Source organism: Natrinema versiforme, from assembly GCF_005576615.1.
Taxonomy (GTDB): Archaea; Halobacteriota; Halobacteria; order Halobacteriales; family Natrialbaceae; genus Natrinema; species Natrinema versiforme_A.
Genome location: NZ_CP040330.1, coordinates 1185545 through 1209958, shown reverse-complemented (window position 1 = coordinate 1209958; position 24414 = coordinate 1185545). Strand labels below are relative to the sequence as shown.

Below are 24414 nucleotides of genomic sequence, written 5' to 3'. Positions count from 1 at the left end.
CGCTCGAGCGTTGAAACCTTTGTGTCTCACCCGACTTGAGGACGGATTCGAGCTGCACGAACCGCCGACGATCGATGCCGCTCGAGCCCCGACGCCGACGGGTTGCGTGGACCGCTCACGTGTCACGTGAGACCGTCGTTTCCGTGTGACCCCGCCGCAGTCGCCGACCCAAAGGAAAGGGCTTTTATAATCACACTGGATACGAATGAGTGCAGACAGAGACCGCGAGCGTGGGTAGCCAAGCCAGGCCAACGGCGCAGCGTTGAGGGCGCTGTCCCGTAGGGGTCCGCCGGTTCGAATCCGGTCCCACGCATCGCACAGGTGGCTGAGCTCCACCAAAGATCGATGCAGGTGATTTCCCTTCGTGGACATCACCCACGCATAATCCTTTCCGACACTACTCCTGACGAGCGATTAGTCTCTCGACGATGGCGCTGTCCCGTCGGGGTCCGCCGATGAGCGATTGGCTTGCCAATCGCGAATGCCGTCGTGGAGCGAAGCGCAACGACGGAAGTTCGAATCCGGTCCCACGCATCGCACAGGTGGCTGAGCTCCACCAAAGATCGATGCAGGTGATTTCCCTTCGTGGACATCACCCACGCATAATCCTTTCCGACACTACTTCCGACGAGCGATCGCTGTGGCTATTGTCTCGACACGAGTACTGGAAATCGGAGGACGGCGACGAGCGGTGACGGCTCTCCGCCGGAGACGATAACCACTTTCACGTTCCGCTCGAACGACCATACATGGAATACGTCCCTCGAGAGCGCGTGCGCCTGCTCACCGGCGTCTTGAGCGTGGTGTCGTTGGCAGTCGTCTTCGCGGCCGCGGGCGGACGAATTCCGCCCTCGAGCGTGCCGGCGGCCCCGGAGTGGGTCATCGACGTGATTCCGCTGGTCAACGCCGTGATCAGCGCGGTCGCGATCGGGACGATCACGGTGGGTTGGCGGGCGATCCGTCGCGGTCGGATCGAACGCCACCGCGTCACGATGCTCGCCTCGTTCGGGTTGTTCGCGGGCTTTCTCGCGCTCTATCTCTACCGGCTGACCGTAACCGGCGGTCCGCAGCCGTTTCCCGGACCCGACGCGGTCTACCAGTTCGTCTACCTGCCGCTGCTCGCGATCCACATCTTCCTCGCGATCGTCTGTATCCCCCTGCTCTACTACGTCCTCCTGCTCGCGGCGTCCCGTCCGGTCACGGAGATTCCGCAGACGAGCCACGCCCGGATCGGCCGCGTCGCGGCGACGCTGTGGCTGATCTCCTTTTCGCTGGGGATCGTCGTGTTCGTGTTACTCCACGGCGTGTACTGACGGCGGGCACACCGTCCGTGTTCAGTCGAGAATATCGCCGATACGGCGGGGTTCGCCCTGCAGGTTCGGCTGTTCGGCGACGATCTTCAACACCTCGTGGTCGGTCACGTCGTAGTAGGACTTCTGGGTCGCTTCCTCGATGAGTTCCTGCTCGAGGCGGAACTCGGTGCCTTCGTAGACGACATCGACGCCGTCGTCGTCGAACGCGAGCGTAGTCATGGCTGGTCGTATGCAGCGGGGGTGTAAAAGCGAGGCGACTGTACTCGACGGCTGATACCGGTTGCTGTACCGATGTCCCGGCGCAACCCAGAGCGATCGGGGTTGTGCCGGCAATGACGGACAGCAGACCGGATGAAGCGATGGCGAGGGCGGCGCGGGCGACGGCGTCAGACGGACGACTGACGACGCGCGAGGTTTATTAGGCGGTGCTCCCTTTGGATGCGAGTGTGGCCTTCAGCAGGGATCCGCTCGACGAACTCGTCGTTCCCGACGGAACGGAAGCCCAAGAGCGCGACCTCGTAACCGACGGGGATGTCCTCGTGGGCGGCCGGGCGACCATCGGGTTCGGCGTCCGCGGCCGAAACGTGCTGGCCGGCGAGTCGGCCGAGTTCGGCGGCGCAATCGAGGCCGACGGCGACTGTCGGCTCGACATGTGGTGTGACGTCGCCGAGAACGTCTTGGTCGGGGAGGACGCCTACATCGGCGAGCGTGTCCACATCGGCGGCCGATTGAAAGTCGCCGGTGACCTCGACATCGGCGACGACGTCGAGATCGAGGAGGGGTTCGAAGCCAACGGCTGGATCGTCATCCGGAACCCGATGCCGACGATCGTCTTTCTGTTCGTCTACCTCAAACACCTCCTCCTGATCGGCGAGGACGACGCCGCACAGCGGCTGATCTCCGAAATCGTCGACGACGATGACGACGAGGACGAACCCGACGCCGACCCGCTCGTCATTCCCCGGAACGCGACCGTCGGTGACGACGCGTGGCGCGTCTCGACGCCCGCGACGATCGGTGACGACTGCCGGCTCCACGGCAACGTCCGCGCCGAGACGATCGACGTCGGTGCCGACTGCAACGTCTTCGGCAGCCTCCGGGCACGCGGCGACGTCACCGTGGGCGAGGGGACCCGTATCCACGGCGACGTGACCACCCGCGACGGCGATGTCGTCGTCGAGCGCGACGCCCGCGTCCTCGGCGACGTTTCCTGTGAGGACTTCGAACTGGGCCCCGACGCCGAAGTCGACGGGACGATCCGCGCCGACGGCGAGATCACGATGCGAACGACCGAACGCGAGCGCGAGTAACGGGGTCGGCATCCGGACGGGTTTCGCTCGAGCGAGACGCTCGACCCACGACGACCACCATCGAAGCCGGACGAATTCTCCGGGAGACTGTCTCCGCGTTCGGGACAATTTATCGGCGAATTTCACCCCTATTCTTAATACTGATACTATGGTAGAGTCCGACAGCCATGGCAGAAACTAACACACTCTGGCAACGGGGGTATCCATGCGATCGATCGTACTGACGAAAGGGGTCCCGGACTTCTCGGAGGGAGCCGTCTCGTTCGACGAAGACGGCCACCTCGAGCGGGGGAAGACGCCGACGGTGATGAACCCGAACGACGAGTTCGCGCTGCGGGCCGCGTTGCAGACCAAGATCCGCCACGGCGGTCACGTCAGCGGGATGAGCATGGGGCCGCCGGGATACGCCGAGGTCCTTCGGGGGGCGATGGAGACGGTCTACACCGACGACAGCTACCTGCTCTCGGATCGCGAGCTGGCCGCCTCCGACACGTGGGCGACGGCGATCGCACTCAGCGCGGGCCTGGAAACGTATCGGGAGGAAGTCGCCGACATCGATCTGGTGTTTGCGGGGTTCAAAACGGCCGACGGCGAGACCGGCCAGACCGGGCCCCAGACCTGCTGGGCGATGGACTGGCCGATCGTCACCCACGTCGTCGCGCTCGACATCGATCCCGACGAGCGGACGCTGCGCGCGAAGCGCCTCGTCGAGGGCGATGTCGACGAGATCGAGACGGTCGAAGCGCCGCTGCCCTGTGTCGTCGTCACCGATCCCGAGTTCGAGCCGACCTATCGGAGGGCGTCCCACCGGTTGACCCGCAAAGAGCTCCGGGCCGAAACCGAAGGGCGAGCCGAGAATCACGACGACCATCTGACGACGTGGGATCACACCGATCTGAACCTCGATCCCGACTACATCGGGCTCGACGGGTCGCCCACGATCGTCTCGTCGGTCGATCCGATCCCCAAAGCGCCGTCCGAACGGGAGGCGACGATGATCGAACCCGACGACGGCGAGGAAATGGGCGACGTACTCGAGGAACTACAACCCTACGCCGCGGGGGCGGGTGATTGAAATGACGGCGATCGACCCCGACGAGCACACGGTCGACGAACTGACGGCGGCACTCGAGACGGTCGACGACGCGGACGAACTACAGGCGATCCTCGAGGCCGAGCGGACCGGGCAGGATCGTGCGACGGCCCGCGAGGCGGTCCGGAAGCGACTCGAGGAGATCGGTGCCAATGCGGAGGGTGAAAGCGACGGCGTCGAGGAGGGCACGGAGACCGAAGGCGAGTACGAGGAGACGAAAGAGTCAGTGGGCGACGAAGTGGCGGGCGACGCGGAGAGCGAGGACGAAACTGCGGAGACCGGGGAGACGGGAGCGGAGCCCGAGACCGACGAGGAAGAAGACGACGGGCTCTCCCATCCCACCCGCGACAAGAAACACGTGCGGGCGCTCGAGGACGGCGACTACGCGGATGTGTGGGTCTTCTGTGAAACGCAGGGCGGCGAGTTGCTCGACGTCGCAAGAGAGATGCTCGGGAAAGCCCGCGAACTGATGGACCAGTTCGAGGCGGACTACGGTGAGGAAGAGGGCGTCGTCGCATTCCTCGTCGGCGACGACTGCGAGGGCCTCGCCGAGGAGTGCATCGCCTCCGGGGCCGACGTTGCGGTCTATCACGACGACGAGCGACTCGAGCGGTTCCTGCACAAGCCCTACGCCGAAATCGCGGCCCACATGGCTCGCGGCGAGGGAACCGTCGAGAGCACCGACTGGCGCGAGTACGACAAACCGCGCTATATCCTGTTTCCGGCGACGAACAACGGCCGCGATCTCTCGGCGACGGTCCAGGCCGAACTCGACTCCGGGCTGGCCTCGGACTGTTCGGATCTGTTCATCGCGGACGAGGAGGTCTCGAACCCGGTCAAGACCGGCGAACCCGGCGTGAAGAAGACCGTCGAGAAGGTCCTGCACATGAAGCGGCCGGACTTCTCGGGCTTCGAGTACTCGACGATCCTCTGTCTCGACAATCCGGGCCGGGACTTCCACCCGCAGGGAGCGTCGGTCATTCCTGGGAGCTTCGACCCGATGGATCCGGATCCCGACCGCGAGGGACTGGTCGTCGAACACGACATGGAACTGGACGACGACTGGTTCCGCGTCGCGATCACCGAGTACGATCGGCTCGAGGCCGGGATCGATCTCACGGGCCACGACGTGATCGTCTGTCTCGGCCGCGGGATCGCCGACGATCCGACCGCGGGGATGGAGTTGGGTCTCGAGCTGGTCGACGCGTTCGAGGACGCCGAACTCGGGATTACGCGGGGGATCGTCACCTCCTCCTACCAGTTCGAGGGCCACGTCGAGGCGTACTCGAAGGAGGAGCGCCAGATCGGCGAGACCGGACAGGTCGTCGCGCCCGACGTCTACATCGCGGCCGGCGTCTCCGGGGCGGTCCAGCACAAGGTCGGCATGGACGAGTCCGAGACGATCATCGCCGTCAACACCGACACCGACGCCCGCATCCGGGACTTCTCGGATTACTTCATCGAGGGCGATCTCTTCGAGGTCTTGCCGCGGCTCACCGAGGCCGTCGAATCGGGGTCGATCGACCTCGAGCCCGAGGCCGTCGCCGACGGGGGTGACGAGTGATGGCGGCCGCAACGGACGACTACGAACACTACGAGGCCGTCGTCGTGGGCTGTGGCCCCGGCGGGGCCGCGGCGGCCGCACGATTGGCCGACCACGGCGTCGAGACGCTCGTCTTGGAGCGCGGAACGGAGGCGGGGTCGAAAAACGTCTCCGGCGGACTGCTCTACGCCGAGGAGTCCGCACCGTACACGCTCGCGGACCTCTTCGACGGCGTCCGCGAGGAAGCGACAGAGCGGCCCGTCACGGACTACTACATCCACAACGTCGCCGGGAACTCGGTCAAGACGTACGAGCTGGCCGACCTCCACGAGCACGACACCGACTGGTGTGACGCCGTGCTCCGCCGGAAGATGGACTCGTGGCTCGAGGCACGGGTCCACGAGAAGACCAGCGAGACCGGTGGCGGAGTACTGACGAACGTGCGGGTGAACGGTCTCCTGCGCGAGAACGGAGAGATCGTCGGCGTCACCTGTGACGAACTCGAGCCGATCGAGGCGGACCTGATCGTCGCAGCCGACGGCGTCAACTCCGAACTCGCCCGCGACGCCGGGCTGATGGACTGGGAGGAACCCGACGAGTGGTTCCAGGGCGTCAAGGCCGTCGTCGACATGGACCCCGACGCGATCGACGACCGGTTCGATCTCGAGCCCGACGAGGGGGCCGCCCACCTGTTCTCGGGCGACCTCTTCGAGGGCGTTCGCGGCGGCGGCTTTTGCTACACCAACGAGGACTCGCTGTCGATCGGGACCGTCTTCCACCTCGACAGCCTCGTCGAGCGGGAGGCCGAACCCCACGAACTGCTCGACGCCCTGCTGACCCACCCGCTGCTTGCGGGCTGGTTCAAAAACGAGTATCGCGAGCGCGAGTACGCCGCCAAGCTCGTCCCGGACTCGAAGAAGGTCGCCCACCGCGAGCCCTACCGCGACCGGCTCGTCCTCGTCGGCGACGCGGCCGGCCAGATGCAGGCCCAAGGGCCGATCATCAAGGGGATGAACCACGCCGTCACCGCCGGCGCGCTCGCGGCCGACGCCTTCGTCGCCGCGCGCGGCGATCCCGATTCCGAGGCGGCGGGCCGGCGGTACACGAAGCTGCTCGAGAATTCCGGCACGATGGACAAACTCCGGCCGCGGCGGTACGAACTCTCCCGGACCGTCGGTGAGCACGACGCCGTGACGAACGTGGTCGAACGGGTACTCGAGTCGCCGCTCGGATCGCTCGCGGTCGGCAACCCGATCGCGGACCGGCTGTTACAGCGGGCGTACAACTCGCCGTTTCTGGTGTCGATGCTCCCCGACACGAAGACCGGCTACGTCTCCCTGCCGACGCTGATCGCCGAGGAACACGGCAAGACGATCCACTGGGAGAGCGATATCGAGCCGCCGAGTCTCGAGGAGCGAATCGGCGACCTGACGTATGACACCGACGTGGGGAACCCGCATATCGAACTCAGAGACGAGTCCGTCGCGGCAAGCGGCGCGGCCGTCACGGCCTGTCCAGTCAGCGCGACGGACTTCGGCGGCGGCTGTTACCGCTCGGAGGTGGTCAACACGAACGGCACCGAGGAGACGCTGGTCAGTCTGGACACCCAGCCCTGCGTCGAGTGTGGCACCTGTGCGATCGTCGCCGACACCGAGTGGGAACACCCCCGCGGCGGCAAGGGCGTGGACTACCGCGAGGGATAATATGAGCCGGTACGGGCCTCGCATCGCCGCGCTCGCTCGCCGCGCCGAGCGCGAGCGAGCCGCGTTCGAGAGCGGCGACGGGCACCGACCCGCCGGTTCGACGAGTACGGGAACGGAACCCGACGACCCCACCGCATACCTCCGAGAGGGGGCGGGACAGGCCGTCTGGCTCTACGTCGAGGCCCGGACAGGCGGCCGCAGGGTCCCGCTCACTGCGGCCGAGCTCGCCGCGCTCGAGGACGCGATGAACCGCTGGCTCGAGTGTTACACGCGCTGTCACGGCGTCGCCCTCGAGGCCGAGTTTGCGATTCGGACGGCGGCCGAACTGCTGCTCGAGACCCGAAATATCATTGATACGACACAGTTGTTGACACGTGTTCCCGAGCGTGAATCAGGGGCGGGGCCACGGCCGTCACGGTGAGTAGGGCCGACAGCCGAAATCGGCGTCAACGTGTCCCAAACCGACCCGTACTTGACTCCCACGCAGTAGACGGGTATTCGACTATTCCCGTTGGGCACAAAGTCAGCCTGATGGCACGAGACGATCGGTTATCCCGACGGCGGATGCTTCAGTTGACAGGTGTCGCGAGTTCAACGGCGTTCATCGCTGGCTGTGGTGGCGGCGGCGGCAACGGTAACGGCGGCAACGGCGGTAACGGTGGCAACGGTGGCGGCGGTGACGGCTACGAGATCGAACCCGGCACCGATATCGAGTTCAGCGGGCAGACGTCCGAGTGGGAAGGGCTCGCACCGTCCCAGATCGAGGGCGAGTCGAACCCGACGCTGATCCTGCAGGAGGGCGAAGACTACACGATCGGCTGGACGGAAGGCGACGGTTCCAACCACAATATCGAAATTCGAGACGACAGCGACGAAGTCGTCGACGACCTTGAGACCGAAGAGGTCGCGGAACCGACCGAAGACCAGATGTTGGATATCACGGCGAGCAGCGAGATGGCCCAGTACGTCTGCCAACCGCACCAGGCACAGATGCGAGGCGATCTCGAGATCGATGGCGGCGACGGCGGCGGTGGCAACGAATCCGAAGACGGCAACGAGTCCGAGGGTGGCAACGAAACCGAAGGCGGTAACGAATCCGAAGGTGGCAACGAGTCCGAGGGCGGCAACGAATCCGAGGAGTAAGTCGGCCACCGTTCGGCGGCGTCTCGATCCGTCTCCGACCGAACCGGCCGTTAGTAGATGAGTTCGTCGTCGTTTTCGACCATGTACAGCGTCCGCGCAGCGATATTGACCGTGTGATCGCCGACGCGCTCGAGGTCTCGAATCGTCAGTAGGAGTCGCGAGACGTCCTGTAGGATCCGCTCGACCTCGTCGGGCGACTCGAGTTCGCGTTCGATCAGGTCGCGGACGACGATCTCGCTCGCCCGTTCGGCGAACTCGTCGAGTTCGTCGTCGCGGGACGCCAGTCGCCGACACGTGTCAGTGTTCTCGGTGTCGTACGCGATCATCGCGTCCTCGAGCATGTCGAGGGTGAGATCGCCCATTTCCTGGACGTCGACGTCGGGGAACAGGTCCTGTTCGGCGTCCATCGTGTACTCGCCGAGGTTGGTCGCGAGGTCGGCGATCCGCTCGAGGTCGGTGATGATCTTGAACGAGGCGGCGATAAACCGCAGATCGCTCGCGACCGGCTGCTGGAGCGCGAGCAGGTCGATACAGTCCTGCTCGAGATCGAGGTACATCCGGTTGATCTCGCCGTCGCCTTCGATCACTTCCTGTGCGAGCGCTTCGTCTTTCTGCTCGAGGGCGTCGAGTCCCATTCGAAGCCGCTCCATGACGACCTCGCTCATGTAGAGCACGTCCTCACGGAGTTCCGTGAGCTTCTCCTGATAGGATTGTCTGGCCATACTGTTGGCACGTCGTCCGTCCCTGATAAAGACTGTGTGCGTCACATTGGACTTTCGCCGGCTACGGCGAAAGCAGGACCTTCGTGACACCCGCTTCGCGCTCGTCGAAGCGCTCGTCCATCTCGGGGGCCTCCTCGAGTGAGACGCGGTGTGAGATGAGGCATGGCACACCGAGCCCGTCGGTAACGCCACCACGCGCAGGCACAACGGTGGCGCTGACCGTGCCGCCGATCGATCGTGATGGGTCGCGCTACCGGAACCACTCGAGTGTCGTTTTCGGGGCGTGTGCGTCGATCGGGCGCTCGAAGTCGTATTTCATGCCGAGCAACCCGCCGAGGATGATGATGACTGCGACGACGGACGCGAGCATATTCAGGAGCAGCCAATCGACGGACGTTCCGTACAGTGTGGGATCGACGGGAGCGAACAGTCGCACGCCCCCGGTCAGCATATCGAAGCCGACGTGCGAGCCGAATCCGATCGCGGCGGCTCGCCACGGACCGAAATACGCGAGGAGTGCGACCACGACGACGCCCCCGAGCAGCGAATGCGTCAGTCCTCGATGGCTCCATAGCGGCCCCGAAACGTATCCGAATTCGACCAGCGGCCGGAAGACGAACGTGTCGATATCGGGGGCCATGGCGGCGAGTGCAACGACGAGATACGGCTCGGCCCGTCCGGATCGGGAGACGAGCAGGACCAGCGCGAGACCGATCAGGATGTGGACCCCAGTGGCAACCATCCCTTCCAACCCATGCGATATCCGCGCATAAGCGACGTGGTTAGAAACCGACACTTAGTCGCGACGCAGACAGTCTCTCTCGAGCGAGTAGACGCACCGAATACGAACACGAACGGCGACTCGACGCGGTGTGGTGACTCGGTGGGACGCGAACTGTAACGCGGCTCGAACGGAACGCGAGACCGATCGAACGAAAACCAGCCGGTTATCCGAACTTGCCGGTGATGTAGTCTTCGACGCGGTCGTGCTCGGGGTTCTCGAAGATCTTGTCGGTGTCGTCGAACTCGACGAGTTCGCCGCCGGTCAGGAAAACGGCCGTCTTATCCGAGATACGGGCCGCCTGCTGCATGTTGTGGGTGACGATGACGACCGTGTACTCCTCCGCGAGGTCCTCGATCAGGTCCTCGATCTTCGAGGTCGCGACCGGGTCGAGCGCCGACGCCGGCTCGTCCATCAGGATCACTTCCGGATCCGGCGCGATGGCGCGAGCGATACAGAGCCGCTGTTGCTGCCCGCCCGAGAGGTCCAGCCCGCTCGAGTCGAGTTGATCTTCGACCTCCTCGAGTAAGGCCGCTCGCTCGAGGGCAGTGTGGACCTTCTCGTCGACGTTCTCGTCTTTCCCCTGGACCTTCAGTCCGTAGGCGACGTTATCGTAGATGCTCTTCGGGAAGGGGTTGGGTGACTGGAAGACCATGCCGATCTTCCGGCGCAGCGCGACCGGATCGACGTCGTCGTCGTAGACGTTCTTCCCGCGGAAGTAGAGGTCGCCCTCGACGCGAGCGATGTCGATGAGGTCGTTCATGCGGTTGATCGAGCGCAGGAACGTCGACTTCCCGCAGCCGGATGGGCCGATGAGCGCCGTCACCTGTTTTTCGGGAATCTCCATGTCGATCCCTCGGAGCGCCTGATCGTCGCCGTAGTAGACATCCAGATCGCGCGCCTCGAGGAGGGTGCGATCCGTCATCGTCTCCCCGCCAGTGTCGGCGGTACGGTCGTCGAGGCCGCCGGTTCCCGGCGTCGGGGCTGGCTGGTCGTCGGTCGGTTCCGTTTCCGAGGAAGTCATCTGTTCGTTAGTCATTGTCAGTATCTCTATTGATAGCGGTTCCGGATGACGATCGCGATCGAGTTGATCGTTAGCAGGACGACGAGCAGCGTGACGACGCCGGCGGCGACGACGCCGTACTGGAACTCCGTCTCGGGATACGACGCCCAGTTGTAAATTTGCAAGGGCATGGCGCTGACCTTGCTGAAGAGGCTGTTGGGAATCCCGAAGACGGTCGTGGGCGCGGCGATCATGATCAGCGGCGCGGTCTCGCCGATCGCCCGACCGAGCGCGAGGATCGTCCCGGTCATGATGCCGGGCATCGCCCGCGGCAGGACGACGTTACGGATCGTCTGCCACTTCGTCGCACCCATCCCGTAGGAGGCCTGCCGCTGGGAGTCGGGCACCGATCGGATGGCCTCCTGTGCCGAGATGATGACGATCGGCAGGATGAGCAGGGAGACGGTGAACCCGGCGACGAGAACCGTCCCGTAGCCGAGGTTCAGGAGGCCGACGAACAGCCCCAGTCCCAGCAGGCCGTAGACGACCGAGGGAACCCCTGCAAGGTTCGCGATGTTGAGTTGGATGAATTTCGTGAGATAGCCGTCGTCGGCGTACTCCTCGAGGTAGACCGCGGCCCCGACCCCGAGCGGGAACGTGATCAGCGCGATCAGGAGCATGATCGCGATGGAGCCCACCAGCGCGGGGAAGTACCCGGCCGCGTAGGGGTCCGGATGCGGCGGGTTCGTGAGGAACTGCCAGTCGAGCCAGCCGACGGCGTCGACGGCGACGTTCGCCAGGAGTGCCGCGAGCGAGACGATGCCGAGCAGCGTCGCCGCCAGCGCGAGCACGCGGAAGGCGACGTCTTTCGTCCGGCTGACCTGCCCGAAACCGGCGTCGGGTGCGTCCTGCGTGTCGGCCGCCATTAGCGATACACCTCGCGATACCGCGACGCGACGAACTCGCTGACAAGGTTCATGATGAAGGTGATGACGAACAGGGTGAGTCCGACCGCGAACAGGCTCTTGTACGCGACGCCTTGTCCGACGATGTCACCAGTCCCGATCTGGACCATCGCGGCGGTCATCGTCTGGATCGAGTTGAGGAACAGCCCCGCGGGATCGGTCACGTCGGCCAGTCGCGGCGTCTGTCCCGCCGCGATGGCGACGATCATCGTCTCGCCGATCGCCCGCGAGAGCGCGAGGATGAACGAGGAGAAGATGCCCGACAGCGCCGCCGGAACGACGACGGAGGTCGAGACGGTGTACTTCGTCGCACCAAGCCCGTAACTCGCCTGCCGCAGGGAATCGGGCACCGCGCTCATCGCGTCCTCGCTGATCGAGGACACCATCGGGATGATCATGATGCCGACCATGATCGACGCCGACAGCGCGTTAAACGTCGAGAGCGGCAGGAACGTGTCCAGCGCCGGCGTGACGTAGACGAGCGCGAAGTAGCCGTAGACGACCGTCGGAACGCCCGCCAGCACCTCGAGGGCCGGCTTCAGATAGGCCCGGCGGCGCTCGGAGGCGTACTCGCTGAGATAGATCGCCGTCAGCAGACCGATCGGGAGCGCGACCATCGCCGAGCCGATCGTGATGACCAGCGTCCCCGAGATCAGCGGGAGGACGCCGAACGCGATCGGGTCGTTCGTCGGACTCCACCGCGTTCCGGTGAGGAAGTCGACGACCGAGATCTGCGCGAAGAAATCGATCGCGTCGACCAGCAGCGTCAACACGATCGCGACGGTCGTTAGGATCGACAGGAGCGCACACAGCATGAAGAGATAGCGAAAGACGGTGCCCCGCGCCGTGCGGCTCGCGTCGTGAGAGAAATCGGGTGCGCTCATTCGGTCACCTCCTCAACGTGGGTCTCGAGTTTCTCGAGGTTGTCGTCGCGTTGTTGGTCGGTGATCGGCACGTAGCCGACCTCCGAGACGAGGTCCGTCGCGGCCTGTTCCATGTAGAACCGGACGAAGTCCCGTACGGCGGGTTCGGCGAGCGATTCCTTCGCGACGTAGATGTACAGCGGCCGCGAGAGCGGCGTGTATTCACCGGATTTCGCCGTCTCGATCGAGGGCTCGACGCAGCCGTTCCCGTCGTCGATCGAGACTGCCTTGATCGAGTTCGGGTTTTCACTGTAGTAGGAAAAGCCGAAGTAGCCCATTGCGGCCTCCGACCCTTGGACCCCCTGGACGATCGTCCGATCGCGCTCGGTCGCGTAGTAGTCGCTCCGGTGGTTCAGTTCTTCGCCGAGGACCGCCTCTTTGAAGTAGTCGAACGTCCCGGAGGTCGTCGCGGCGCCGTAGAGTTCGACCTCCTCGTCGGGCCAGTCCTCGTTGATATCGCTCCAGCGCTGCGCCCCGTCGGCCTGCCAGATCTCTTGGAGTTGTTCGACGGTGAGACAGTCGATCCAGTCGGCATCGGGGTTGACGACGACCGTCAGCGCGTCCGTTGCGACCGTGAACTCGAGCGGCGTGACGTCGTTGGAGCCACACTGCTCGGTTTCGGCGTCGGCGATCGCCCGACTCGCGTTGTTAATGTCGGTCCGCCCCGCACAGAAGAAGTTCCCGAATCCACCGCCGGTCCCGGTCTTACTCATCGATAAGTTGACCGTCGGGTTTTCTTCGGAGAACGAGGAGGCGATCGCCTCGGTCACGGGAAACACCGTACTGCTTCCCGCGATGTTCACTTGGTTGCCCTCCGCGGCGAAGACGCCGGTACAACCGGCCAGTCCACCGGAGAGAGCAACGCTTGCCGCGGCGAGAAAATCACGTCGACCGAAGCCGGTCGACAAAGACGCCGTGGTATCTCTCGACATCACCAAATCGAAGCCACAGAACGGGTAAGTATACTACTATGAGCACTATATAGAACTATGTATCCATTCGGGGCGCTTGTGGTAGTACAGCGAGTGCCAACGTCAGTACTCGAAACGCATACATATGCCAATAGTTGACGTTCCGTATTTTCGCCCACCGATCACGGACAATATTTCGGATCTATCGTCCGGATAATAATGACAGCATATATAGATTCGATTGCGAGACGAGTAGCCACGATCACGGACGGCGTCGAGTACAGTTTCATCCTCCGGGCTCGATATCGCCGTATAGCGGTCTATAGATCGCGTTGGGGCGGTTTTCAGTGCTCGAGCGACGATCAACTGGGAGAAACAGCAACGAACACGAGCACAGCGGATTCGAACCCACAGCGGCGTCAAACGAGTAACTCCTCGCTGTTCTCGAGGGCGTACAGCGTGCGAGCGGCGACGTTCACCGCGTGGTCGCCGACCCGCTCGAGGTCGCGAACGATGACGAACGTCCGCGAGACGTCGGAGATCACGTCCGCTATCGGCGAATCGACGAGATCGTGACGGATGTCCCGACCCCTGTTCGAGTTGGGGTCCGGCGCGCGTAACTCGATGAGCGTCCGGACGACGCGCTCGGCGACGGTAGCACAGCGGGCATCGAGTTCGTCGTCGCGGTCGGCGATCGCAAAACAGGCGTCGGCGTCGTCCGTGCCGAACGCCTCGACCGCGCGCTCGATCTGCTCGAGGGCGAGCGCGGCGATCCGCTCGAAATCGACGTCGGGAATCGGCGGCGACGCGTCCGTCGAGGACAGGGTGTACTCGGCCAGATTGACGGCGAGATCGCCGACCCGCTCGAGGTCGGTGGCGATCTTGAACGCGGCGACGACGAACCGCAGGTCCCCGGCGACGGGTTGGTACAGCGCCAGCAGGTCGAGACACTCGCGCTCGACCTCGAGGTACCGGTCGTTGACGCTGCTGTCGTCCGTGATCACTTCGCCGGCGAGCGCTCTGTCGTCGGTAAACAGCGCCGTCACGGCGTCGGCGAGCCGCTCGCAAACCAGATCCCCCATCGAGACGACCGCGTCGCGAAGCCGCTCGAGGCGCGCTCGATAGTCCTCGCGAGTCATCGGGCCGTCACCCGAACTTGCCGGTGATGTAGTCTTCGACGCGGTCGTGCTCGGGGTTCTCGAAGATCTTGTCGGTGTCGTCGAACTCGACGAGTTCGCCGCCGGTCAGGAAGACCGCCGTCTTGTCCGAGATACGGGCCGCCTGCTGCATGTTGTGCGTGACGATGATAACCGTGTACTCCTCGGCCAGATCCGCGATCAAGTCCTCGATCTTCGAGGTCGCGATCGGATCCAACGCCGAGGCGGGCTCGTCCATGAGAATCACGTCCGGGTCCGGCGCGATCGCCCGCGCGATACACAGCCGCTGTTGCTGGCCGCCCGAGAGGTCCAGCCCGCTCGAGTCGAGTTGATCTTCGACCTCCTCGAGTAAGGCCGCTCGCTCGAGGGCGCTCCGGACCGTCTCGTCGACGTCGACGTCCTTGTCCTGGACGTCCAGTCCGAACGCGACGTTGTCCCGGATCGATTTGGGGAAGGGGTTCGGCGTCTGAAAGACCATGCCGATCTTCCGGCGCAGCGCGACCGGATCGACGTCGTCGTCGTAGACGTTCTTCCCTTCGAATCGCAGTTCGCCCTCGACGCGAGCGGCGTCGATGAGGTCGTTCATCCGGTTGATCGTGCGCAGGAACGTCGATTTCCCGCAGCCCGACGGGCCGATGAGCGCCGTGACGCCGTTTTCGGGGATCTCGATGTCGACGCCTTGCAGGGCCTGCACGTCGTCGTAGAAGACGTCGATATCCCGCGCCTCGATCACCGTCTCAGTGTCTGCCGGCAGGGAACCCCTATCGACATCGAACGAGTCGTCGAGTAGCGAGTCGTTCGTCGTGTCGGCTCCCGTGATCGGTTCGGAGACGGTCGTTGCGCTGCCGTCCGTTCGCTGCTCGTCGCCGTCGTCGGCGTTTCGAATGTCGTTTCGAGTCATCTTAGTTATCTTTCTGGTACTTGTTGCGAAGCAGGATCGCGGTGCCGTTCATCATCAGCAAGACGATGAGCAACACGAGGACGCCGGCCGCGAGAACGCCGTGGTAGAAGTCCGGCTTGGCCAACTGCGCCCACGAGTAGAGCTGTCGCGGCATCGCGCTGAACAGCCCGACAAACGAGTTCGGCGAGATCCGGACGACCGCCGCAACGCCGACCATCAACAGCGGTGCCGTTTCGCCGATCGCGCGGCCGAGCGCGAGGATCGTCCCCGTGAGAATTCCGGGCATCGCCCGCGGCAGGACGACGGTTCGGACCGTCTGCCACTTCGTCGCACCCATGCCGTAGGCCGCCTGTCGCTGCGAGTCGGGCACCCCACGGATCGCCTCCTGTGCGGAGACGATGACGATCGGCAGGATCAGCAGTGCCACCGTCAACCCGCCGACGATGACGATTCCCGGACGCAGCCCGCCCGTCTTGACGAACAGCGCCAGGCCGAGCAGTCCGTAGACCACCGATGGGACCCCGGCGAGATTCGCGATGTTGATCTCGATGAGTTCGACGATCGATCCGAGCAGTCCGTTGCTCGGCGCGTACTCCTCGAGGTAGATCGCAGCGCCGACACCGACCGGAAACGCCGCGAGCGCGACGACGATGATCATCATCACCGATCCGACGAGCGCGGGGTAGATGCCGGCGTCCCGCGGCGTCCGATTGTGAGCGTTGGTCAGGAACTCCCAGTCGAGCCAGACGTCCGGGCCGGCGAATCCGGCCGCGTCGACGACGACGGCACAGACGACCGCGCCGACGGCGAGTGCGACCGGCAGTGCGAGTCCGGAGACGCCCTCACCCCCTCTGAGAACTCGTTCGACGTATAGCCCGACGGGAACGCCGACGACCGTCGTCAGAATGAGCCACGTCGTCCAGGAGACGCCCGCAACCGGTCCGGCGACGACGCCGAGCGCGGCCGCGATGACCGTCGCTCCCCCAGCGATCACACCCGCCCGGTCGCTTTCCCGGGCGCGACGGAGGTACCAGCCGACCGCGATCCCGATCGGGACCACGAACGCTCCCAGAAGCGACAGCGGTGCCATCGGGAGGACCGGAAGCGACAGGATCAGCGCACGGAGACTCGGAACGAGCCCGGGGACTCCGGCGATCGTGAGTCCCAGGACAGCCACGGCGACCGCGGCCCGCTCGAGCGCTCCGGCGTCCCGAATTCGCTCGTGGGCCTCGAGTGCGACGTAGGCCACGAGTACCGCGACGACGAGCGCGAGCCACTCGTGTGGACTGACGATGTGTCTGAAAACGATGCCGACGCCGCCGGCGAGCAGCGTCGCGGCGACGGGCAGTCCGAGGGCCGTGTACGCGACCTCACCTGCCTGTGGTTCGAAGCGGTAGTAGTAGGCCGAGAGGGCGACCCCCGGGACCGCGACGGTCGCGACGACCGTCGCCCACCAGGCCGGATCGGCCGTCCCCGGTTCGATCGCGTCGACCGCCACGTAGACCAGAAAGACGAACACGAGGAACAGCGTGAGCACCGTCGCGCCGAGGCAGCCGGCTTTGAACAACAGCCCGCGGAGCTGACTCACCTGTCCGTCCGTGCCGAACCAAGCGCCCGTCGACTCGTCGGTCGTCGCCATCAGCGACGCACCTCCGTCGTGACCGTGACGGTCGCAGTGGGTGGTCGGTTCATTGGTACTCCTCCCGGTATCGAGCGGCGATGCGGTTGCTGAGTAGGTTCATGCTGAACGTGATGACAAAGAGTGTCAGCCCGATCGCGAACATCGAGTAGTAGCCGGCGGTTCCGCCCGACAGGTCCGTCGTCACCGCCTGCACCATGGCAGCGGTCATCGTCTGTCCGGAATTGAGGAGGTTCGCGAACGGCTCGGAGGGATTGAACATTCGGGCCTGGCTGCCACCGGCGACCACGACGATCATCGTCTCGCCGATCGCCCGCGAGAGCGCCAGGATGTACGAGGAGAAGATCCCCGAAATCGACGCCGGGATGACGATCTTCGTCGAGACCTCGAATTTCGTGGCACCGAGGCCGTATCCCGCCTGCCGCAGGGAATCGGGTACCGCGCTCATCGCGTCCTCGCTGATCGAGGAGACCATCGGAATGATCATGATCCCGACCATGATCGATGCCGACAGCAGGTTAAACAGGCTCAGGTCGAGCCCCAACCCCTGGAGCCACGGCGTCAGGTACACCAGCGCGAAAAAGCCGTACACGACGGTCGGAATTCCCGCGAGGATCTCGAGGGCCGGTTTCAGTACCGATCGCATCCGATCGCTCGCGTATTCGCTCAGATAGACCGCGGCCGCCGTTCCGATCGGGATCGCGACGAGCGCCGAGACGATCATCACGATGAGCGTGGCAGACACCAGCGGCAGGATACCGAGAATCGGGTTGTCGCTCCGCAGGACCCACTCCGTTCCGGTGAAGAAGGCGTTGGGATCGACGCGGCGAAAGAACTCGACGGCGTCGATCGCCAGCGTGGCGACGATGCTTATCGTCACGAAGACAGTCAGTGCCGCACAGCAGAACAACAACCCGTGATACAATCGTTCCTTTGCAATTCGTCCGTTTGCCGATCGCGTGAGATCGGCGTCCATTGATGTGTCACTCATTTTCTATTCGGTTTTCCGCCGAAAAATCGAGTCGTCCGCGTTACTCGCCCGCTGCGTCCTCGAGCGCGCTCATGTTCTCGTCGACCATGTCCTGGTTCGACGGGACGTAGCCGACGTCGTCGGCGATCCAGTCGGCGCTCGAGTTCTCGAGGTAGAAGTTGACGAACTCGGAGACCGGCTCGCGCTCCAGCGCGCCCTCGGCAGGATAGATGAACAGCGGTCGGGCCAGCGGATACGTTCCCTCGCTGGCCGCCTGCAGACTCGGGGCGGACGGCTCGTCGCTCTCGCTCTCTGCGATCTCGAGGGCCTTGACGCGGTCCTCGTTTTCGCTGTAGTAGGCGTAGCCGAAGTACCCCATCGCGTACGGGCTGTTCTCGAGGCCCTGAATGATCGTGTTGTCGTCCTCGGTCCCCTCGTACTCGGTCCGGTGGCCGCCGCCGTTGACGTTCTCGCTGAACCAGTCGTAGGTCCCTGAGGTCGTGTCGGGGCCGTAGAGCTCGAGTTCTTCGTCGGGCCAGTCGGAATTGATGTCGGACCACGTCGTGGCGCTGTCGTCGCCCCAGATCTGTGCCAGTTCGTCGAAGGTCATGCTATCGACCCAATCGTTATCGGGGCTGACGGCCACCGTGAGCGCGTCGCCCGCGATGTGCATCTCGATCGGCGAGACGTCGTTCTCGGCGCAGTGGTCCTCCTCTTCGGATTTGATCGGCCGCGATGCGCCGTTGATGTCGGCGTCACCGGGGCAGAAGTGATTCTCGAAGCCGCCGCCGCTGCCGGTCGAGTCGACCGTGACGTTGACCTCCGGGTTCTCCTCCATGAACCGCTGGGCCATCGCGTCGGAGATGGGGAACACCGTGCTCGACCCCTTGACGATGACCTCCCCCGAGAGCTCGCCGTCGCCATTCCCGCTGCTCGTGTCGCTGCACCCTGCGATCGCGGCCGTACCGGCAGCACCGGTTGCGGCGATGAATTTCCGTCGCGATACTGCGTCGCGTCCGAACTGGTTATCTGCCATCACGTGGTCAATTCGAGAGGGTATAAAAATACGATGCTATGAGCCGTATATATCGATCAGTGGGCACATATCCCTATATAGAACAATTACTGTCTCTGGAAAATCGTCTTTCGCGTCCGATTTCGCCGGTTTGAGGGAATCGAGTGACGGCGCTCGCGGATGACTATTTCACGTCGTTCCGGCCAGTTCGACCCGCGACAGCCATCCCGCGCTCCGCATCCGACGACTGTGACGTTGACTCGTCGATCGCTGTCACGCCTCGAGTCGGACGTGACACTGGCCGTTCGAACCCGGTTTCGCGGCAGTTCCGGTGACTCGAGTTCGGGGTGCGTACAGGGTCGGTCGGTGACTAGAGGGCGGGAATCGGCGATCGATACTGTGACGGTGTGTTGTTACTCCACAACCACACTGCTATATAGTTCTATAGTATAGAACATCGACGGCGGTATTGCTACGTATTTCTCCATTCCAAAATCGGCCAGAACCGACCACTGAACGGCAACTATACCCGTATATCGGCGGTGCTCTATAGATGCACATATATTTATATTCGGGCGGTCGAAACCCCCGCAACATGGAGACGCGCAAGGTCCAGGTGACCGGCGGATCGACGTACACCGTCTCGCTACCGAAGACGTGGGCGACCGAAAACGACGTCAGCGCCGGGACGACCGTCGAGTTCTACCCCGAAGACGACGCGCTCTTGCTCACGCCCCGGGACGAGACCGACCGGCAGGAAGGGGTCCTCGATATCTCGAGTCTCGAGGGCGAGCGCCTGACTCGGGCCGTGATGACGATGTACGTCAGCGGCTTCGACATCATCAGGCTCGAGGCGGGTCGGATCACGACGGACCAGCGCCGGGCGATCCGCGACGCCACCCAGGGGCTGGTCGGCGTCGAAGTCTTAGAGGAGACGGGCGATAGCGTGGTCATTCAGGACCTGCTCGACTCCTCCGAACTCTCGATCGTCAACGCCGTGACACGCATGCGCTTGATCGCCCAATCGATGCTCGAGGACGCTGTCCGGGCGCTGATCGAGGACGACGACGACATCGCTCACGACGTGATCGAGCGCGACGACGACGTCGACCGGCTCTGGCTGGTCGTCTCGCGAATCTTCCGCGCGACCCTCCGATCGCCGCGGGCCGCCGAGGAACTCGGGGTGCCCCGCGAGGACTGCTTCGACTTTCACTCGAGCGCCCGGCAACTCGAGCGCGTGGCCGACCACGCGGCCAAGATCAGTAACATCGCGCTCAAACTCGGCGAGATCCCCGAACCCGTCGCGGAGGGGCTCGAGGAACTGCAGGCCGACGCCTCGACGGTCCTCGAGAAGGCGATGGACGCGCTGTTCGCCGACGATGCGGGCGAGGCGAATCAACTCGGCCACGACGCCCGGGAGAACGTCCTCGAGATCGACGAGCACACGCGCCAGATCGACGACATGCTTCGGGACCTCGAGCCGGTCCAGGCCCAGTCGCTGGGACTGATCGTCGACTCGCTGTCCAGAAGCGCCGACTACGGCGGGAACATCGCCGAGACGGCGCTGCAGAAGGCGGCACCGCGACCCTGAGCGATCGCTCTGCGTACCGGAGGGGTTTTATGCCGATAGCGGTGAGTGGGTGGTAGACGGCACGGTCAGACAGTTACCTTTCAGCACGCGTGGTTTCCACGGGTGTTCACCTGACTGACCTACCCCGTCTTTCCAACAACCCTGAGCGGTCGCTATGGCGGTCCTCTGTTCCTGTTGCTATCGTCCGGTAGCGGCGCAGATGCGCAGTTTGAGTCCGGTACCCGGCGCTTGTCCTCGAGGGTGCTCTGTATACTGACGGTATGTTCTTACTCGCTGGAAAGAGGGAACGAAACGAGGCAGAGCGTTCTGCTCAGGCTGGCAACACGGAATCACCACGCCCTCCCCAACCGATTCGCTCAGTCACGTCGTTCCCTCGCTCATCCACATGAAGACGCTTCGCGTCTTCCAAGCCTTCGTTCACTCCGTTCACGAAGACCTCGCACGGGTTCGACCACGGTTCGTCAATGACTCACCGTGGTCCAGCGCGCGCCACCGCAGTATCGGCTGCCCACTTCGGAACGAGTCGTCGATTTCAGTCCTTTATACGTGATTCAGGGACCGAACGCCTCGAGCGATCCCCCGCCCGGTTCACTTTCGCCCTCCTCCGGGAACGCTTTTTATGCCCCAACTCGAAAGGCAAGTGATGGAACTCGACGATCATGCCGAGGATCTCGCCTCCGACCTCGGTGTTGACAAAGAGGAGGTCAAAGACGACCTGCAGAACTTGGTGGAGTACAGCGTGCCGGTCGACGAGGCCAAACAGAGCCTCCGACGGAAGTACGGCGACGATTCCGGCGGCGGTGGTGGGACACCGTCGGCGAAGGACATCGCCGAAATCACGCCCGACGACGGGTCGGTTACCGTCACGGGCGTCGTCCTGACGGCCGGCGAGCGGTCGATCCGCTATCAGGGCTCCGATCACGTCATCGTGGAAGGCCGGCTGGCCGACGAGACCGGCGTCATCGACTACACGGCGTGGGAGGACTTCGGCCTCGAGCCCGGCGACACGATCACCGCGGGCAACGCGGGCGTCCGCGAGTGGGACGGCGAACCCGAACTCAACCTCGGAGAGAGCACCTCGCTGTCGTTCGACGACGACTCGCTCGAGGTGCCGTACGAAATCGGCGGCGACGCCCAACTGGCCGATCTCCAGACCGGCAATCGCGCGGTCACCATCGAGGTCTCGGTCCTCGAGTGCGAGCGCAAGACGATCGACGGCCGCGACGGCGAAACGGACATCCTGAACGGCGTCTTCGGCGACGAGAGCGGGCGGCTCCCCTTCACGAACTGGGACCCCGCCCCGGAGATCGAGAACGGCGGCTCGGTCCGCATCGAGAACGCCTACGTCCAGGAGTTCCGCGGGGTGCCCGAGGTCAACGTCTCGGAGTTCTCGACGGTCAGCGCGCTCGATCGGGAGATCGACGTCGGCAGCAATACCTCGACGATGGACGTCGGTGACGCCGTCGGCACGGGCGGCATCTACGACGTGGAAGTCGTCGGCAACCTGCTGGCGGTCCGGGACGGCTCCGGACTCATCCAGCGCTGTCCGGAGTGCTATCGCGTCATCCAGAAGGGGCAGTGCCGGACCCACGGCGACGTCGACGGGATCGACGACATGCGCGTCAAGGGAATCCTCGACGACGGCACCGGGACCGTCACCGTGGTCCTCGACGACGAGCTCACCGAGCGCGTCTACGGCGGCACCTTAGAGGACGCCTTAGAACAGGCCCGCGAGGCGATGGACCAGGAGGTCGTCGCGGATCGCATCCGCGAGCGCATCGTCGGTCGCGAGTACCGCGTGCGCGGTCACCTCTCCGTCGACGAGTACGGCGCGAATCTCGACGCCGAGATATTCGAGGAGAGCAAGGACGATCCGGCCGCCCGTGCGACGGCCTTCTTAGAGGAGGTGGACGCATGAGCGCGAACGACGACGGAAACGGCGATGGCGACGACGAGGTGCCGGGACGAGAACTCGCCTACCGGCTCTTCGCGGCGGAGTACGACGACGCCTCGCTCTCCTACGCCGAGAGCGACGAGGAACGGGCCCCGAACTACGTGATCACGCCGACCGGCGCGCGGCTCAACCGGGTCTTCGCCGTCGGGACGCTGACCGAAGTCACGTCGGTCAACGACGAGATGGTCCGGGCCCGCGTCGTCGACCCGACCGGCGCGTTCGTCGTCTACGCCGGCCAGTACCAGCCCGACGAACTCGCCTTCTTAGAGCAGGCCGAACCGCCGGCGTTCGTCGCGGTGACGGGCAAGGCCCGGACCTTCCAGCCCGACGATTCGGAGCAGGTCTACACCTCGATCCGTCCGGAAAGCATCGCGACGGTCGACGCCGACACCCGGGATCGCTGGGTCGTCAGCGCGACCGAGCAAACCCTCGAGCGGATCGGCACCGTCGCGGGAGCCACCGAACTCGGTGTGACTGACGAGGCGCTGACCGACGCCCTGCTCGAGGCCGGCGTCGAATCTGGTCTGGCAGCGGGAATTCCGCTCGCACAAGAACACTACGGGACGACGCCGTCGTATCTCGCCGCGCTGCGCGAGTGCGCGCTCGAGGCGGTCGAGGTCGTCGCGGGCGAGCGCGATCAGGTCAGCGGGCTCGATATCGCGCCCGACGCGACGAGCCCCGACTACGACGCGTCCGTCGCGTCACTCGCCGATCTCGAGGGCGTCGATACCGAGGCGCTCGAGGCCGGTGCCGAGTCCGAACCGGAACCGGAGCCGGTCGCGGCGGCGGCCGGCGGCAGCGGCGCAGCGGCCGACCCCGCGGACGCACACTCCGGCTCCGCGGCCGGAACGGCCACGAGCGACGGGACGGACGCCGCCGAGAGCGCCGAGATCGACGCTGACCTCGAGAGCGAACCGACCGCGGCCGAGTCCGAGAACGACACGGCCGAGGGCGACCTCGGCACGGACACGAGTGGTGTCACCGACTCGGAGTCCGAATCCGAGACCGCCGAGACGGCGACCGGTGGCTCGGCGAGCGAGGAATCGGAATCCGTCGATTTCGAATCCGATACCGGGACTGAAACGACGGACGACGCCGTCGACGAGCCCGCTGTCGAGGAGTCGGCGTCCGACGACGCCGATGATGCCGATGACGCCGACGATCTCGGCGACTTCGACGCCGGCGACGTCGACGACAGCATGTACGAGATGGACGAAGCGGAGCGCGAACAGCTCGAGGAGGAGTTCGGCGCGGAGTTCACGACCGGCAGCGAGGTCGACGACCCCGGCGAGGCCGATATCGACGTTCCCGAGCCGGAGGACGCCGAGACCGGCGACGAGTCCGAATCGGACGACGCCACGGGCGACGCTGAGACGGCGACCGAGCCGGCGGAGAGCGATACCGCCGACACCGAATCGAGCGAGCCCGCCGACGACCTCGGCGCACCGCCGGAGTCCGGACTCGAGGCCGAGGAGGCCGACGAGACCGACGAACCGGACGCCGAGTCCGAATCCGAAGCCGACGAGGAGGCCGACATCGACGACACCGAGGATGACGACGAACCGGCCGCGGACGTCGATCTCGAGGACTACGTCGTCGAGACCATGGAGGAACTCGACGACGGCGACGGTGCCGATCGGACGGCGCTGATCGAGGCGGTCGCCGACGACACCGGCGCGTCCGCCACCGAGGTCGAAGACGCAATTCAGGACGCCCTGATGGGCGGCCAGTGTTACGAACCCGACGACGAGACGCTGAAGGCGATCTGATCGGGCGA

Annotated in this window: 22 protein-coding genes and 1 tRNA gene; 11 read left to right on the top strand and 12 right to left on the bottom strand. The window is 64.7% G+C overall.

The annotated features are described in order from the left end of the window. Positions 1 to 228: 228 nt before the first annotated feature. Together FEJ81_RS05955 and FEJ81_RS05950 are read left to right on the top strand one after the other, a co-directional pair. Positions 229 to 313: transfer RNA gene (locus tag FEJ81_RS05955), tRNA-Leu, on the top strand. 436 nt (positions 314 to 749) lie between these two features. Beyond that, complete coding sequence (locus tag FEJ81_RS05950) at positions 750 to 1313, top strand: DUF420 domain-containing protein (RefSeq protein ID WP_138244418.1); 564 nt, start codon at positions 750 to 752, stop codon at positions 1311 to 1313. A gap of 21 nt (positions 1314 to 1334) precedes the next feature. On the opposite strand, the gene FEJ81_RS05945 is transcribed toward FEJ81_RS05950, so the two are convergent. After that, positions 1335 to 1532 (bottom strand): DUF5800 family protein, encoded by a 198-nt coding sequence (locus tag FEJ81_RS05945; protein WP_138244417.1) that lies wholly within the window; start codon positions 1530 to 1532, stop codon positions 1335 to 1337. A gap of 227 nt (positions 1533 to 1759) precedes the next feature. Between FEJ81_RS05945 and FEJ81_RS05940 the strand changes: the two genes are divergently transcribed. From FEJ81_RS05940 to FEJ81_RS05915, 6 genes are all read left to right on the top strand, one after another. Further along, positions 1760 to 2623, top strand: coding sequence for a polymer-forming cytoskeletal protein (locus tag FEJ81_RS05940; protein ID WP_138244416.1), 864 nt, complete (start codon positions 1760 to 1762; stop codon positions 2621 to 2623). A 205-nt stretch (positions 2624 to 2828) separates the two neighbouring features. Continuing rightward, entirely contained in the window at positions 2829 to 3698 is an 870-nt protein-coding gene (locus FEJ81_RS05935; RefSeq protein ID WP_138244415.1) for an electron transfer flavoprotein subunit beta/FixA family protein, read from the top strand. A 1-nt stretch (position 3699) separates the two neighbouring features. After that, positions 3700 to 5280, top strand: coding sequence for an electron transfer flavoprotein subunit alpha/FixB family protein (locus tag FEJ81_RS05930; protein WP_138244414.1), 1581 nt, complete (start codon positions 3700 to 3702; stop codon positions 5278 to 5280). Continuing rightward, positions 5280 to 6962 (top strand): FAD-dependent monooxygenase, encoded by a 1683-nt coding sequence (locus FEJ81_RS05925; protein ID WP_138244413.1) that lies wholly within the window; start codon positions 5280 to 5282, stop codon positions 6960 to 6962. The genes FEJ81_RS05930 and FEJ81_RS05925 overlap by 1 nt, the downstream gene beginning before the upstream one ends. A 1-nt stretch (position 6963) precedes the next feature. Further along, on the top strand, positions 6964 to 7383 hold the full coding sequence (locus FEJ81_RS05920) for a hypothetical protein (RefSeq protein WP_138244412.1): 420 nt from the start codon (positions 6964 to 6966) through the stop codon (positions 7381 to 7383). Positions 7384 to 7526: 143 nt separating this feature from the next. Beyond that, positions 7527 to 8105 (top strand): plastocyanin/azurin family copper-binding protein, encoded by a 579-nt coding sequence (locus FEJ81_RS05915; protein ID WP_138246722.1) that lies wholly within the window; start codon positions 7527 to 7529, stop codon positions 8103 to 8105. Between the two features lie 50 nt (positions 8106 to 8155). Here the strand turns inward: FEJ81_RS05915 and phoU are convergent, their stop codons facing one another. The 11 genes from phoU to FEJ81_RS05860 all read right to left on the bottom strand — a co-directional run bounded on the left by phoU (position 8156) and on the right by FEJ81_RS05860 (position 19113). Further along, positions 8156 to 8827, bottom strand: a complete 672-nt coding sequence (gene phoU / locus FEJ81_RS05910) for a phosphate signaling complex protein PhoU (RefSeq protein ID WP_138244411.1) — start codon at positions 8825 to 8827, stop codon at positions 8156 to 8158. A gap of 250 nt (positions 8828 to 9077) precedes the next feature. Continuing rightward, entirely contained in the window at positions 9078 to 9569 is a 492-nt protein-coding gene (locus tag FEJ81_RS05905; protein WP_138244410.1) for a metal-dependent hydrolase, read from the bottom strand. A 205-nt stretch (positions 9570 to 9774) separates the two neighbouring features. Beyond that, positions 9775 to 10647, bottom strand: a complete 873-nt coding sequence (pstB, locus tag FEJ81_RS05900) for a phosphate ABC transporter ATP-binding protein PstB (RefSeq protein WP_138244409.1) — start codon at positions 10645 to 10647, stop codon at positions 9775 to 9777. A gap of 11 nt (positions 10648 to 10658) precedes the next feature. Further along, on the bottom strand, positions 10659 to 11537 hold the full coding sequence (pstA, locus tag FEJ81_RS05895) for a phosphate ABC transporter permease PstA (protein ID WP_138244408.1): 879 nt from the start codon (positions 11535 to 11537) through the stop codon (positions 10659 to 10661). Next, positions 11537 to 12460 (bottom strand): phosphate ABC transporter permease subunit PstC, encoded by a 924-nt coding sequence (pstC, locus tag FEJ81_RS05890; RefSeq protein WP_138244407.1) that lies wholly within the window; start codon positions 12458 to 12460, stop codon positions 11537 to 11539. The genes pstA (FEJ81_RS05895) and pstC (FEJ81_RS05890) overlap by 1 nt, the downstream gene beginning before the upstream one ends. Beyond that, positions 12457 to 13431: a PstS family phosphate ABC transporter substrate-binding protein gene (locus tag FEJ81_RS05885; RefSeq protein ID WP_138244406.1), complete on the bottom strand. Its 975-nt coding sequence runs from the start codon at positions 13429 to 13431 to the stop codon at positions 12457 to 12459. Before FEJ81_RS05885 ends, pstC (FEJ81_RS05890) begins: the two co-directional genes overlap by 4 nt. Positions 13432 to 13829: 398 nt before the next feature. Beyond that, positions 13830 to 14549, bottom strand: a complete 720-nt coding sequence (locus FEJ81_RS05880) for a phosphate signaling complex PhoU family protein (RefSeq protein ID WP_138244405.1) — start codon at positions 14547 to 14549, stop codon at positions 13830 to 13832. A 7-nt stretch (positions 14550 to 14556) separates the two neighbouring features. Then, a complete protein-coding gene (pstB, locus tag FEJ81_RS05875; protein WP_138244404.1) occupies positions 14557 to 15468 on the bottom strand; it encodes a phosphate ABC transporter ATP-binding protein PstB in 912 nt (303 codons plus the stop codon). Between the two features lies 1 nt (position 15469). After that, entirely contained in the window at positions 15470 to 17107 is a 1638-nt protein-coding gene (gene pstA, locus FEJ81_RS05870; protein ID WP_138244403.1) for a phosphate ABC transporter permease PstA, read from the bottom strand. A 49-nt stretch (positions 17108 to 17156) separates the two neighbouring features. Further along, positions 17157 to 18098, bottom strand: coding sequence for a phosphate ABC transporter permease subunit PstC (gene pstC, locus FEJ81_RS05865; protein WP_138244402.1), 942 nt, complete (start codon positions 18096 to 18098; stop codon positions 17157 to 17159). Positions 18099 to 18138: 40 nt separating this feature from the next. Then, entirely contained in the window at positions 18139 to 19113 is a 975-nt protein-coding gene (locus tag FEJ81_RS05860; RefSeq protein ID WP_138244401.1) for a PstS family phosphate ABC transporter substrate-binding protein, read from the bottom strand. A 574-nt stretch (positions 19114 to 19687) separates the two neighbouring features. Here FEJ81_RS05860 and FEJ81_RS05855 point away from each other — a divergent pair. The 3 genes from FEJ81_RS05855 to FEJ81_RS05845 all read left to right on the top strand — a co-directional run bounded on the left by FEJ81_RS05855 (position 19688) and on the right by FEJ81_RS05845 (position 24406). Beyond that, the gene (locus FEJ81_RS05855; protein WP_138244400.1) at positions 19688 to 20683 is read left to right on the top strand and encodes a phosphate signaling complex PhoU family protein; all 996 of its coding nucleotides are present in this window, start codon (positions 19688 to 19690) and stop codon (positions 20681 to 20683) included. Between the two features lie 643 nt (positions 20684 to 21326). Beyond that, complete coding sequence (locus FEJ81_RS05850) at positions 21327 to 22601, top strand: Single-stranded DNA binding protein (protein ID WP_138244399.1); 1275 nt, start codon at positions 21327 to 21329, stop codon at positions 22599 to 22601. Continuing rightward, positions 22598 to 24406 carry a hypothetical protein gene (locus FEJ81_RS05845; protein ID WP_138244398.1) on the top strand — a complete coding sequence of 603 codons (1809 nt, stop codon included), beginning with the start codon at positions 22598 to 22600 and terminating at the stop codon, positions 24404 to 24406. Before FEJ81_RS05850 ends, FEJ81_RS05845 begins: the two co-directional genes overlap by 4 nt. The last annotated feature ends 8 nt before the right edge of the window (positions 24407 to 24414 follow it).

Coding starts and splice junctions, on each gene's coding strand:
- FEJ81_RS05880 (WP_138244405.1), bottom strand. CDS start 14,549: ATGACTCGCGAGGACTATCGAGCGCGCCTCGAGCGGCTTCGCGACGCG.
- pstC (WP_138244402.1), bottom strand. CDS start 18,098: ATGAGTGACACATCAATGGACGCCGATCTCACGCGATCGGCAAACGGA.
- FEJ81_RS05915 (WP_138246722.1), top strand. CDS start 7,527: ATGCTTCAGTTGACAGGTGTCGCGAGTTCAACGGCGTTCATCGCTGGC.
- FEJ81_RS05925 (WP_138244413.1), top strand. CDS start 5,280: ATGGCGGCCGCAACGGACGACTACGAACACTACGAGGCCGTCGTCGTG.
- FEJ81_RS05945 (WP_138244417.1), bottom strand. CDS start 1,532: ATGACTACGCTCGCGTTCGACGACGACGGCGTCGATGTCGTCTACGAA.
- FEJ81_RS05930 (WP_138244414.1), top strand. CDS start 3,700: ATGACGGCGATCGACCCCGACGAGCACACGGTCGACGAACTGACGGCG.
- FEJ81_RS05855 (WP_138244400.1), top strand. CDS start 19,688: ATGGAGACGCGCAAGGTCCAGGTGACCGGCGGATCGACGTACACCGTC.
- FEJ81_RS05845 (WP_138244398.1), top strand. CDS start 22,598: ATGAGCGCGAACGACGACGGAAACGGCGATGGCGACGACGAGGTGCCG.
- pstC (WP_138244407.1), bottom strand. CDS start 12,460: ATGAGCGCACCCGATTTCTCTCACGACGCGAGCCGCACGGCGCGGGGC.
- FEJ81_RS05885 (WP_138244406.1), bottom strand. CDS start 13,431: ATGTCGAGAGATACCACGGCGTCTTTGTCGACCGGCTTCGGTCGACGT.
- FEJ81_RS05850 (WP_138244399.1), top strand. CDS start 21,327: ATGGAACTCGACGATCATGCCGAGGATCTCGCCTCCGACCTCGGTGTT.
- FEJ81_RS05950 (WP_138244418.1), top strand. CDS start 750: ATGGAATACGTCCCTCGAGAGCGCGTGCGCCTGCTCACCGGCGTCTTG.
- pstA (WP_138244403.1), bottom strand. CDS start 17,107: ATGGCGACGACCGACGAGTCGACGGGCGCTTGGTTCGGCACGGACGGA.
- FEJ81_RS05935 (WP_138244415.1), top strand. CDS start 2,829: ATGCGATCGATCGTACTGACGAAAGGGGTCCCGGACTTCTCGGAGGGA.
- FEJ81_RS05860 (WP_138244401.1), bottom strand. CDS start 19,113: ATGGCAGATAACCAGTTCGGACGCGACGCAGTATCGCGACGGAAATTC.
- pstB (WP_138244409.1), bottom strand. CDS start 10,647: ATGACTAACGAACAGATGACTTCCTCGGAAACGGAACCGACCGACGAC.
- phoU (WP_138244411.1), bottom strand. CDS start 8,827: ATGGCCAGACAATCCTATCAGGAGAAGCTCACGGAACTCCGTGAGGAC.
- pstB (WP_138244404.1), bottom strand. CDS start 15,468: ATGACTCGAAACGACATTCGAAACGCCGACGACGGCGACGAGCAGCGA.
- FEJ81_RS05905 (WP_138244410.1), bottom strand. CDS start 9,569: ATGGTTGCCACTGGGGTCCACATCCTGATCGGTCTCGCGCTGGTCCTG.
- pstA (WP_138244408.1), bottom strand. CDS start 11,537: ATGGCGGCCGACACGCAGGACGCACCCGACGCCGGTTTCGGGCAGGTC.
- FEJ81_RS05920 (WP_138244412.1), top strand. CDS start 6,964: ATGAGCCGGTACGGGCCTCGCATCGCCGCGCTCGCTCGCCGCGCCGAG.